Annotated in this window: 10 protein-coding genes and 2 pseudogenes; all 12 read left to right on the top strand. The window is 72.4% G+C overall.

What is annotated here, in order from left to right; genetic code table 11:
• Positions 1-332: 332 nt before the first annotated feature.
• Positions 333-1,208: a hypothetical protein gene (locus STRAU_RS39055; RefSeq protein ID WP_016641814.1), complete on the top strand. Its 876-nt coding sequence runs from the start codon at positions 333-335 to the stop codon at positions 1,206-1,208.
• 200 nt (positions 1,209-1,408) lie between these two features.
• A complete protein-coding gene (locus STRAU_RS18185; RefSeq protein WP_016641813.1) occupies positions 1,409-2,215 on the top strand; it encodes a GntR family transcriptional regulator in 807 nt (268 codons plus the stop codon).
• Between the two features lie 138 nt (positions 2,216-2,353).
• A pseudogene (locus STRAU_RS18180) lies at positions 2,354-3,488 on the top strand (TIGR03364 family FAD-dependent oxidoreductase).
• Between the two features lie 5 nt (positions 3,489-3,493).
• Positions 3,494-4,198 (top strand): phosphonatase-like hydrolase, encoded by a 705-nt coding sequence (locus tag STRAU_RS18175; RefSeq protein ID WP_259299934.1) that lies wholly within the window; start codon positions 3,494-3,496, stop codon positions 4,196-4,198.
• The gene (locus STRAU_RS18170) at positions 4,195-5,247 is read left to right on the top strand and encodes an ABC transporter ATP-binding protein (protein ID WP_016641810.1); all 1,053 of its coding nucleotides are present in this window, start codon (positions 4,195-4,197) and stop codon (positions 5,245-5,247) included. The genes STRAU_RS18175 and STRAU_RS18170 overlap by 4 nt, the downstream gene beginning before the upstream one ends.
• Entirely contained in the window at positions 5,240-6,112 is an 873-nt protein-coding gene (locus STRAU_RS18165; RefSeq protein WP_052029142.1) for a 2-aminoethylphosphonate ABC transporter permease subunit, read from the top strand. Before STRAU_RS18170 ends, STRAU_RS18165 begins: the two co-directional genes overlap by 8 nt.
• Positions 6,099-6,926 carry an ABC transporter permease gene (locus STRAU_RS18160; RefSeq protein ID WP_037660230.1) on the top strand — a complete coding sequence of 276 codons (828 nt, stop codon included), beginning with the start codon at positions 6,099-6,101 and terminating at the stop codon, positions 6,924-6,926. Before STRAU_RS18165 ends, STRAU_RS18160 begins: the two co-directional genes overlap by 14 nt.
• A gap of 58 nt (positions 6,927-6,984) precedes the next feature.
• Positions 6,985-8,061: a 2-aminoethylphosphonate ABC transporter substrate-binding protein gene (locus tag STRAU_RS18155; RefSeq protein ID WP_016641807.1), complete on the top strand. Its 1,077-nt coding sequence runs from the start codon at positions 6,985-6,987 to the stop codon at positions 8,059-8,061.
• 96 nt (positions 8,062-8,157) lie between these two features.
• Positions 8,158-9,663 (top strand): alkaline phosphatase family protein, encoded by a 1,506-nt coding sequence (locus STRAU_RS18150; protein ID WP_016641806.1) that lies wholly within the window; start codon positions 8,158-8,160, stop codon positions 9,661-9,663.
• 79 nt (positions 9,664-9,742) lie between these two features.
• Positions 9,743-10,522 (top strand): HAD-IIA family hydrolase, encoded by a 780-nt coding sequence (locus STRAU_RS18145; RefSeq protein ID WP_037660229.1) that lies wholly within the window; start codon positions 9,743-9,745, stop codon positions 10,520-10,522.
• Between the two features lie 269 nt (positions 10,523-10,791).
• A complete protein-coding gene (locus STRAU_RS18140; protein WP_016641804.1) occupies positions 10,792-11,301 on the top strand; it encodes a hypothetical protein in 510 nt (169 codons plus the stop codon).
• A 133-nt stretch (positions 11,302-11,434) separates the two neighbouring features.
• Positions 11,435-11,556: pseudogene (locus tag STRAU_RS43660) on the top strand (class F sortase); the annotation flags it as partial.

The raw sequence follows: 11,556 nt of genomic DNA, 5'->3' as shown, positions 1-11,556 counted from the left end.
TGGCGGCCGCGCCCGGCGGGGAGCGGGTGGTCGCGGAAGGCGCGGCGCAGTTGGTCCTCGCCCCGCTCTTCGGCCGGGCGAGCGTCGCTTTTCCTGCCAATCGGACTTGACGAAGAATCGGAAGAATCGGCTGTTAGGGGGGAATCGGCCAGCCGAACGGGTCCCCGGGGGCGGCGGGGCCTGTGCGGGGTCGCGCGCGCGTGGCAGGGTCTGGGCCGCGACCCGTTGATTTCCGGCTGCGCGCCGGGAACCCCAACGGGCTTTGCTCCGCCGTCAGTTCGGCCGTCCCGGGTGCCGCAGCGCGTCCGGCCGGCCGTCAGCAAGGGCCCTCCATGCGACTTCGCAGTTCTCTCGCGGCAGGCGTCGCCGTCGCCGCCGCCGTCACCCTCGTGCCCGCCGTGGCCGGGGTGCCGGCGGCCGCGGGCGACCGGCCGGGGGAGAGCGGCCCGGGCACCCTCCGGCCCAGCTGCGCCACCGCCGCGGGCGACGACTTCCCGATCGGTACGCGGATCAGCGGCGGCCCCGCCACGTACGAGCCGGGCGGCGGCTTCCGGCGCTGGTCGCTGGAGCTGACCAACGCCACGGACGAGACCTGCGGGAACGTCCACCCCGTCGTCGTGCTCGTCGACGGCGCGAAGGCGCTGCGGCCCCGGCAGATCCTGCTGGAGTTCGACGACGGGGAGCGGCTGCGGCCGGTGCGGTTCGAGCGGACCGACCGGGACGAGAACGTCGGCGTCCTCGGCGACGGGGGCGGCGCGACGGACAGTGCTCGCGGGGCCGACGGGGGACATGAGGGCAATGCGGCCGAGGGGGCCGACGGGGCCCACGGCGGTGACGCGTCCGACGGCGCCCACGAGTCCGGCCGCCCCCACGACCCCGCCGCCTTCCCCGGCTTCACCATCGCCCCCGGCCGCACGGTCACCGTCGGCCTCCGGCTCGCCTTCACCTCCGACACCGCGCCCGACCGGGTCGTGGCGAGCGCCGCCGTCGTGCGGCGCCGCGCCGACGACGGGGACTGGGTGGGCGCGTCCAACGACTATGCGTTCGACATCGTCGAGGCAGGCGGGCCCACCGGCCCGTCCCCCGGCGAACTCGCGAAGACCGGCCCGGGGCGACTGCCCGGGCTCGGGGCCACCGCCGTCGCCTTCCTCCTCGGCGGCCTGGCCCTTGTGGTGGGATCTCGGCGCCTTCGGGCCAGAAGGAGCTGATCAGCCGGTTCCACCCATCCGGATGGGCCGAGTCCGCGCCGCCCCCAGCCAGCAAGTCCGGCGGCACGGACCCGGCCCTCCCCGTACCGGCAGTCCGTACGGCCCCGCACCCCGCCGCCCTGCCCCGGGCCCCACGCCCGCGAGCCACCCCGCTCCGGCCGTCACTCCGCCCCAACCCCCCGACGTGCGAACATCTGCCCGTGGACAACGCTGCCAACCCCGCCGACCCCAACGCCGCCCCGCCCGACCACCTGCGCGGCCAGGCCCCCGGAGCGCCGATCCGCTCCGGCATCCCCGAGCACGGCCGCATCCCCAAGTACTACGCCGTCAAGGCCCGCATCGCGGAGCTGATCGACGAGCTGGGCGACGGGCAGGCCCTGCCCACCGAACGGGACCTGGCGGAGCGGTACGAGGTCGCGCGCGAGACCGTGCGGCAGGCGCTGCGGGAGCTGCTCCTCGAAGGGCGGCTGCGCCGCCAGGGCCGCGGCACCGTCGTCGCCGGGCCCAAGCTGGAGCAGCCCCTGTCCCTCGCCAGCTACACCGAGGGCGTCCGCAGGCAGGGCCGCGCCCCCGGACGCAACCTCATCTCGCTCGACCGCTTCCCCTGCACGGCCGCGCTCGCCGCCGACATAGGCGTACCCGTCGGGGAGCCCGTCTGGCACATGGAGCGTGTGCTGCTCGCGGACGACGAGCGGGTGGGCCTCGAGTCGACGTACGTGTCCGTGGAGCGGGTGCCGCGCCTGGACCAGGACTTCGAGCCCGACTCGTCCTTCTACGCGTACCTGCGCGAACGGCTCGGCATCTCCTTCGGCGACGCCGACGAGCGCATCGAGACGGTGCTCGCGACCCCGCGCGAGGCGCTGCTCATCGGGACGCCGCCCGCGCTGCCCATGCTCCTGATCCACCGCGTCTCGCGGGACACCCAGGGGCAGCCCCTGGAGCGTGTGCGCACCCTCTACCGCGGCGACCGGTTCTCCTTCACGACGCATCTGGCGAGCGAGGGCTGAACCCCCTCTTTCCGTATGTCAGTTGGTCCACGATGATTACGGAATGATAACGGGTCTAGGCCAAGTTTGAGGGGCCGTTCACCGTCCCGTTGCCGACCGGCCCCCGCCGGGCCATCCGTCGACAGGAGCGTTGCCGTCGTGAGAGTCATCGTCGTAGGAGCCGGCGTGGTGGGAACCATGCACGCCTGGCACGCAGTGGAGCGCGGCCACGAGGTCGTACAGATCGAGCGCGAGAGCGAGGCCCGCGGGGCGTCGCTCCGCAACTTCGGGCAGATATGGGTCAGCGGCCGTGCGGGCGGCGAGGAGCTGGACACCGCCCTGCGCGCCCGCGAGCTGTGGGAGGAGATCGGCGCCCGCGTGCCGGGCCTGGGCTTCCGCGCCAACGGCTCGCTGACCCTCGTACGCAACGAGCGGGAGCGGGCCGTCGCCGAGGCCGCGCTCGCCCGCCCGGACGCGGCCGCCCGCGGCTACAAGCTGCTCGGCGCCGACGAGGCCCGCGCGCTCAACCCGGCACTGCGCGGCGGGTTCACCGCCGCGCTGTGGTGCGAGCGTGATGCCGCCGTTGAGCCCCGCACCGCCCAACTGCGGCTGCGGGACGCCCTGTTGGCCTCGCCCCGCTACACCTTCCTGCCGGGCCGCGAGGTCCGCGAAGTCATCGGTGAGAACGCCGTCCGCGACGACCACGGTGACGTGCACACCGGTGACGTCGTGGTGCTGTGCACCGGCGCCTGGCTCGGCGGCCTGGTGCGGGAACTCGCGCCCGAGCTGCCCGTGCGCCGTGTCCGCCTGCAGATGATGCAGACCGACCCGCTGGGCGAGCCGCTCACCACGTCGGTCGCCGACGCCGACAGCTTCCGCTACTACCCGGCGTACAGGTCACCGGAGTTGGACGCCGGAGTTGGACGCCCTCAACGCCGGGCAGGCCCAGGAGCCGACCGCCGCCGCGCACAAGATGCAGCTGCTCATGGTGCAGCGCGCCGACGGCGGCCTGACCATCGGCGACACCCACGAATACGAGCACCCCTTCGCCTTCGACACCCTCGAAGACCCCTACGACCACCTCACCGAGGTCGTCGAGGGCTTCCTGGGGCGGCCGCTGCCGAAGATCCGGCGGCGCTGGGCGGGGGTGTACGCGCAGTGCGTCGACACCAGCCGGGTCGTCCACCGCGAGCAGGTGCGCGACGGCGTCTGGCTGGTCACCGGGCCCGGCGGGCGCGGCATGACCTGCTCGCCCGCGATCGCCGAGAAGACCGCCGACGAGCTGGGATGGTGAGGGCATTGGCCGACACAGTGACCGGGAACGTACGCCTTGTGGTGCTCGACATGGCCGGGACCACCGTCGCCGACGGGGGCCTGGTCGAGCAGGCGTTCTCCGCCGCCGCGCGCGAGCTCGGCGTCGAGGAGGGCTCCGCCGACCACGCCGCGAAGCTGGAGTACGTGCGCGCCACCATGGGCGAGTCGAAGATCTCCGTCTTCCGGCATCTGTTCGGCGACGAGGCGCTCGCCCAGCAGGCCAACGTGGCCTTCGAGAGGGCGTACGGGCAGCTGGTGGACGGCGGACGGATCGCGCCGATCCTCGGCGCCCGCGAGGCCATCGAGGAGATGCGGGCCGCGGGCCTGACCGTGGCGCTGAGCACCGGCTTCGCCCGCGTCACCCAGGACGCCATCCTGGACGCCCTCGGCTGGCGCGACCTCGTCGCCCTCACCCTGTGCCCCGCCGACGCGGGCGGCCGCGGACGTCCCTACCCGGACATGGTGCTCGCCGCGTTCCTGCGCACCGGCGCCGCCGACTCCGTGCGCGAGATCGCCGTGGCCGGGGACACCGCGTACGACATGCGCAGCGGGGTGCGCGCCGGGGCCGGGGTCGTCGCAGGCGTCCTCACCGGCGCCCACGACGCGGCCGCCCTCGCGGACGCCGGGGCCACCCACGTCCTCGGCTCGGTGGCCGAACTGCCCGCGCTGCTCCGGGGTTTCGCCCGATGAGCAGCGGCATACGGTTCGACTCGGTGTCGGTCGCGTACGGCAGGAACGTCGTGCTCGACGGCCTCGATCTCACGGTGGAACCCGGCGAGGTCATGGCGCTGCTCGGGCCCTCCGGGTCCGGGAAGACCACCGCGCTGCGGGCCGTCGCCGGGTTCGTGCGGCCCGCGTCCGGGCGCGTGTTCATCAGCGACCGCGACGTGACCGAGCTGCCGCCGCACCGGCGCGGCATCGGCATGGTCGTCCAGCAGTACGCGCTGTTCCCGCACATGCGGGTCGAGGAGAACGTGGCCTTCGGCCTGAAGGCGCAGAAGGTGGCGCGGGCGGAGATTCCCGGGCGGGTCGCCGACGCCCTGGAGATGACCGGCATGGCCGCGTACGCCAAGCGGTTTCCGCGTGAGCTGTCCGGTGGGCAGCAGCAGCGCGTCGCCATCGCGCGGGCGCTCGCCATCCGGCCGGGGGTGCTGCTGCTCGACGAGCCGTTGTCCGCGCTCGACGCGCAGCTCCGGTCCGGGATGCTGGCCGAACTCGCCCGGCTGCACCGGGAGTTGCCGGACGTCTCCATTCTGTACGTCACCCACGACCAGGTCGAGGCGCTCACCCTCGCCGACCGGATCGCCGTCATGGACCGGGCTCGGTTGCAGGACTGCGGGACTCCGCAGGAGCTGTACCGGGCGCCCCGGACCGCGTTCACGGCCTCGTTCGTCGGCAACGCGAATCTGCTGCCGGTCTCTGTGGGGGAGGGGGCGGTTTCCCTGGGCGGGGCCGAGTTGAAGGTCGACACGGGGGATGTCGCCGCCGGGGTCACGGCCACGCTGTGCGTGCGGCCGCATCTTGTCGGGCTGGGGCCCGGGCCCAACTCCCTTACGGGGACGGTGTCCGAGGTGCAGTGGCGGGGGGCCACGCATCGGCTGTACGTCGAGGTGGGGGGTCACTCCGTGAAGGCGGACGTCCGGGAGCTTCGGGAGCCGCCCTCGCTCGGCGAGGAGGTCACGGTGCACTTCGCACCCGAGGACGCGGTGCTGCTCTCCGCCGGAGTGACCCATGGCTAGCGCCACGCTCACTGCGCCGGAGCAGAAGGCCAAGCCCTCTCTCAAGGTTCCCGCATGGGTATGGGCACTCCCTCCGGTCACCGGCCTTGCCCTGGTGTTCCTGTACCCCCTCGCCCTCGTCGTCCAGCAGTCCGTGCAGCCCGACACCGGGGGGACCTCTCTCCAGCCCTACTCCGACGTCTTCGGCTCCGAGTCGTTCCGGGAGGCGCTGGGTACGACGGTGTGGCTGGCCGTGGGGGCCACCGTCGGGTGTCTCGTGCTGGGGTTCGCGCTCGCGCTGGTCATCGCGTTCGTGCCGTTCCCGGGCGGGAAGGCCGTCGCCAAGTTCATCGACGTCTTCCTGTCCTTCCCGTCCTTCCTGATCACCCTCTCCCTGCTGTTCATCTACGGAACCAAGGGCATGGCCAACGGGCTGTGGACGGATGCGACGGGGGCGAGCGGGGACGGGCCGTTCCAGTTCCTGACCACGCCGTGGGGCGTGCTGCTCGCCGAGATCACGTACTTCACGCCGTTCGTGATGCGGCCGCTGCTCGCCGCGTTCTCCCAGATCGACACCGCGCAGCTGGAGGTCGCCTCCTCGCTGGGCGCGCGGCCCCTGCGGGTCGTACGGAAGGTGATCCTGCCGGAGGCGCTGCCCGCGCTCGCCGCCGGCGGCAGCCTCGTCCTGGTGATGTGCCTGAACGAGTTCGGGATCGTGCTGTTCACCGGGGCCAAGGACGTCACGACGCTGCCGATGCTCGTCTACAGCAAGGCGATGCTCGAGTCCGACTACCCGGCGGCCTGCGTCGTCGCCGTCGTCAACATCGCGATCTCCGTGGGCCTGTACGGCCTGTACCGGGTGGTGAGCCGTCGTGCTGGTGCATAGCCGTAAGGGCGAGTGGGCGACCTGGGCGGCCTTCTTCGTCCTGTTCCTGCCGCTGTTCGCGCTGCCGCTGCTCGTGATCGTCGCGGCGTCGTTCGCCGGGCACTGGTCGGGGGCGTTCCCGTCCGACCTCACCGGTGAGCACTACTCCGCCGCCACCCGCGGCGAATCCCTCCAGGCCCTCACCACCAGCCTGCTCACCGCGCTCGGCGCCAGCCTCGTCGCGCTTGCCGCGGGCACCTGGGCCGCGCTCGCCGCCGCGAGGCTGAAGCAGCGCGGGGACGGCACGACCCGGCTCTCGCGGCTGTGCGGGCGGACCCTGGACACGCTGTTCATGCTGCCCGTCGCCGTGCCGTCGGTGGTCGTGGGCCTCGCCGTCCTCGTCGCGTTCAGCAAGCCGCCGGTGATCCTCAACGGCACGTCCACGATCGTCGTCCTGGCGCACGCCATTCTTGTCACGGCGTTCGCCTATCAGTCGGTCTCGGCGGCCATCCTGCGTCTCGACCCGGCGTACGAGCAGGCCGCGGCGTCACTCGGCGCCCGGCCCGCGTACGTCCTGTGGCGGGTGAAGCTGCCGCTCCTGCTGCCGTCCCTGACCGCCGCCGCGGGCCTCTGCTTCGCCCTGTCCATGGGCGAGCTGAGCGCCACGATGATGCTCTACCCGCCGGACTGGACCCCGCTCCCCGTGCGGATCTACGCGGCCACCGACCGCGGCGCCACCTTCACCGGCGCCGCCCTGGCCGTGGTCCTCATGGCGGCGACGCTGCTCGTCCTCTTCGCCGTCTCCCGGATCCGTACCCGGGCCTCCTACCGCTGACCGCCCCGACTCCCGTCCCCCTGTGTCCCGTTGTGACTCGTTAGGAGTACGACACGTCATGTCCCGCCACCCCCGCGTCCCCGTCCGGGCGCTCGCCGCCGTCTCCGGCAGCCTCGTCCTCGCCGGCACCCTCACCGCCTGCGGCGGCGACTCCGCCGCCTCCGACGCCAAGGTCGTCACCGTCTACAGCGCCGACGGCCTCAAGGGCGAGAACGGCGACGGCTGGTACGACCAGGTCTTCGAGGACTTCGAGAAGAAGACCGGCATCAAGGTCAAGTACGTCGAGGGCGGCTCCGGCGAGATGGTGCAGCGCGCCGTCCGCGAGAAGTCCAACACGCAGGCCGACGTCATCATCACGCTCCCGCCCTTCATCCAGCAGGCCGACGAGAAGGGCCTGCTCAAGGCGTACGAACCGAAGGGGTCCGAGCAGGTCGACGGCGCGGACAAGGCCCCCGACGGCAAGTGGACCTCCGTCGTGAACAACTACTTCGGGTTCATCTACAACAAGAAGGAACTGGGCGGCTCGAAGGCCCCCGAGACCTGGGACGAGCTGACGGACGACTCGTACAAGAACAAGCTCCAGTACTCCACGCCCGGCGTCGCGGGCGACGGGACCGCCGTCCTCATCAAGGCGATGCACGACTTCGGCGGCAAGGAGCCCGCCATGAAGTACCTGGAGAAGCTCCAGTCCAACAACGTCGGCCCGTCCGCCTCCACCGGAAAGCTCGCCCCCAAGGTCGACAAGGGCGAACTGCTCGTGGCCAACGGCGACGTACAGATGAACTACGCGCAGTCCAAGGACATGCCGAACCTCGGCATCTGGTTCCCGGCGAAGCAGGGCAAGAAGCCCACCACCTTCGCGCTGCCGTACGCCGCGGGCCTGGTGAACAAGGCCCCGCACGACGCCAACGCCAGGAAGTTCCTCGACTACCTGCTCAGCCGGAAGGCGCAGCAGCAGGTCAGCGAGATCGGCGGCGGCTTCGCCGCGCGCAAGGACATCAAGGCCACCGACGCCAACGCCATCGCCCTCGACAAGCTCATGGACGGCGTCGAGGTCTTCGAGCCGGACTGGGACGACATCTCCGAGAACCTCAAGTCATACGTCGAGGACTGGAAGTCGGCCACCGGCAGCTGACCCACAACGGTAACGAGTCCGCACCAACGCCCCTGCACCGCCAGGGGCGTTGGCGTGCCCGCACGTCTCGCTCCATCCAACTCACCTGGAGGAACCGTGTCCCACGGCCCGTCCCGCCGCTCGCTCCTCGTCTCCGCCGCGTCCCTCGGTGCGGCCGTCGCCGTCTCCGCCGGGCCGCCGGCTGCCGTCGCCCGCGCCGCCGCGCGCAAGCCCAAGGTCCTGATCATCGGGCTCGACGGGGCGCTCCTGAACCGGATCAAGGACGCCGCCGCGCCCACCCTCAAGTCCCTGATGGCGGAAGGGCTCACGGCCCCGAGCGCCCTGTACGCGGCCCCCCTCGCCCCCACCTCCTCCGGACCCGGCTGGTCCACGCTCCTCACCGGCGTCTGGCCCGACAAGCACAAGGTGGTCGACAACGACTTCACCGGCCACGACCTCGCCCGCTACCCGGACTTCATGACCCGGGCCGAAGCCGCGAAGCCGTCCCTGAACACGTACGCCGTCTCGTCCTGGGCGCCGATCACCGACACGATCTTCTCGCCGAAGGTCGACGCCCGGGTGTCCACGCCGTCCGCCGAGTACGACGCCGGGACCACCGCGCGCGCCGTCGCCCGGCTCAAGGACACCGACCCGGACGCCGTGTTCGTGCAGCTCGACAACATCGACCACGCCGGGCACAGCCACGGCGCCGCGAGCCGCGCGTACCTGGACGCCATCCGCACCGCCGACGGCCAGGTGGGCCGGCTGGTCGCCGCCGTGCGGTCCCGGGTCACGTACGGCGACGAGGACTGGCTGGTCATGGTCACCGCCGACCACGGGCACACCGACGCGGGCGGCCACGGCGGGTCGAGCTGGGCCGAGCGGCAGACGTTCCTGATCGCGTGCGGGGGCGGGGCGGCGGCCGGGTCGGTGCGGCACGACGTGCGGATGCCGGACGTCGCCGTCAGCGCGCTCGTCCATCTTGGTGTCCCGGTCGACCCGGCCTGGGGGCTCGACGGGCGCCCCTTCCAGCAGCCGGCGCCGGACGACTTCGACGCCCTGCGGGCCGCCCTGAAGCCGCCCGTCGACGAGACCGGCGTCGGCGCGGGTGTCATCGGGTTCACGCACACCCCGCCGAGCGGCTGGTCCGTCGACAACTCCCGGATGGGTGGCGGCGGCATGACCGAGTGGCGCGGCTGGTCCTTCACGACCGATGAATTCTGGACCAGGACCCAGCGCGACCAGCAGCGCGAACTCAACATCCGCTCGCGCAATGTCTTCGCCGTCGCCGACGGCGACGAGTGGTCCGACAAGGCCGTCACCGGCACCTTCGACTCGACGCTGATCAGCCCCGCGTACGAGGTGCGGGGCGGGGCCGCGGCGACCCTCACGTACACGACGTTCTACCGCCACGAGGCGCCGCAGAAGGGCGAAGTGCTCGTCTCCTACGACGGCGGGGCGCCGGTCGTCGTGAAGACGTACGCGGCCGACACCCCCTCCGTCGTCGAGTCGCTCCGGCTCCAGGTCCCGGCGGGCGCGCGGACCGCTCAGGTCCGGTTCCGCTACACCGGAGGCAACAACTGGTTCTGGGTGATCGACGGGGTGAAGATCAGCGCTTCGTGATTACGCTGGGGGCGCTGGGACACTGTGGTCCCGGCGCCCCCAGCAGTTTCAGTTCGCGCAGACCGCAGGAGTGCACCCCATGGCAGAGCGCAAGCCCATCGAATCGTGGCTCACCGACATGGACGGCGTGCTCATCCACGAAGGCGTGCCGATCCCCGGCGCCGACGCGTTCATCAAGAAGCTCCGCGAGTCGGGGAAGCCGTTCCTGGTCCTCACGAACAACTCCATCTACACCGCCCGCGACCTCCAGGCGCGGCTGACCCGCATGGGGCTCGAAGTCCCCGTCGACAACATCTGGACCTCCGCGCTCGCCACCGCGAAGTTCCTCGACGACCAGCGGCCGGGCGGCACGGCGTACGTCATCGGCGAGGCAGGGCTGACCACGGCCCTGCACGACATCGGGTACGTCCTCACCGACCACGCGCCCGACTACGTGGTCCTCGGCGAGACCCGCACGTACTCGTTCGAGGCCATGACGAAGGCCGTCCGGCTCATCAACGGGGGCGCGCGGTTCATCTGCACGAACCCCGACGAGACGGGGCCCTCCACGGAGGGGCCGCTGCCCGCCACCGGTGCCGTGGCCGCCCTCATCACGAAGGCCACCGGCAAGCAGCCGTACTTCGCGGGCAAGCCGAATCCGCTGATGATGCGGACGGGGCTGAACGCGATCGGGGCGCACTCGGAGACCAGCGCGATGATCGGTGACCGCATGGACACGGATGTCCTTGCCGGACTGGAAGCGGGCATGGAGACCTTCCTGGTCCTTACGGGCCTCACGACCCGCGCCGACATCGACCGCCACCCGTTCCGCCCCTCGAACATCGTCGACTCCATCGCGGACCTGGTGGACCGGGTCTGACCCGGAGGCCACCTCAGGGACTGTTCCCTCAAGGGGCGCGGGGAACTGCGCGACCAGCCACGAAAAGGCCGCAGACGCGTCTGCTCCGTACTCGGCAGATGCGTCTGCGGCTTTTCTTGGGCTGAGCGCGCAGTTCCCCGCGCCCCTTACGGGGCACGGGGCACGGACGGGTGCGCCGGGGATGCGGGGTGCCGCGCACAGCGTGAACCTGCTGGTAGAGGAGGTTCACGATGTGTATATGTTCGCTTGCGGGGCGTGGGGCGGGGGTGATGGCCCTGGCTGCGGCCGTGCTCGCCGGGGGGCCGGGAACCGCCGCCGGACACGACCAGGACCAGGTGAAGGCCCAGGTCACCCCCGAGAACGCGGCGCCTGGCGCCCAGGTCGACGTGCGGGTGAAGGGGTGCAGCGGCACCACCGGGGCAGCGGGGTCGGGGGCGTTCACCCGGGACGCCGAGCTGACGGGCCGCGACGGCAAGCAGAACACGCTGACAGGGACCACCCGGGTCAAGCTGGGCGTATCCGGAACGTACGAGATCACCGTCACCTGTGACGGACACCCGCACCAGGGCGTAGGCACCGTCCAGGTCGGCGCCGCCCGGCAGACCCCCACCGCCCCGGTGCACGCCGGAGGCGGCGGCACCGCCCCCCTGACCGGCGCGGCGGCCGCGCCGGAGGAGACCGGCCCCGGCACCCGGCACGCGGTCGTCGGCCTGGTCCTCGCGGGCGTCGCGGCCGTGGCGGTGGCGCTGCGCAGCGTCCGCCGGCGCCGCCCGGAGTGACGCCATGGCTCCGACAGGAGAGGCTCCCGCGGGCGCCGACAGGAGAGGCTCCCGCGGTTCCGCGAGGAGTGACACCGTGACCGGCCCGGACCCGGAGGGCACCCCGCCCCCGCCCGGCACCGGCCGCCTGGTGATGGGCGTCGCCTGGGCGGTCCTGCTGGTCGGCCTGTGGCTGTGGGGCGACAGGATCACCGACGTGCGCGGCGGCCTCTCCGGCCCCACCACCGGCGACGTCGCCGCCGTCGGTCGCCCCGC

Origin of the sequence: Streptomyces aurantiacus JA 4570 (assembly GCF_000414115.1) — a bacterium.
In the GTDB taxonomy this organism is placed as follows: Bacteria; Actinomycetota; Actinomycetes; order Streptomycetales; family Streptomycetaceae; genus Streptomyces; species Streptomyces aurantiacus_A.
Note: the sequence above shows the minus strand (reverse complement) of the source record. Positions and strands in the feature narration are given on the sequence as shown.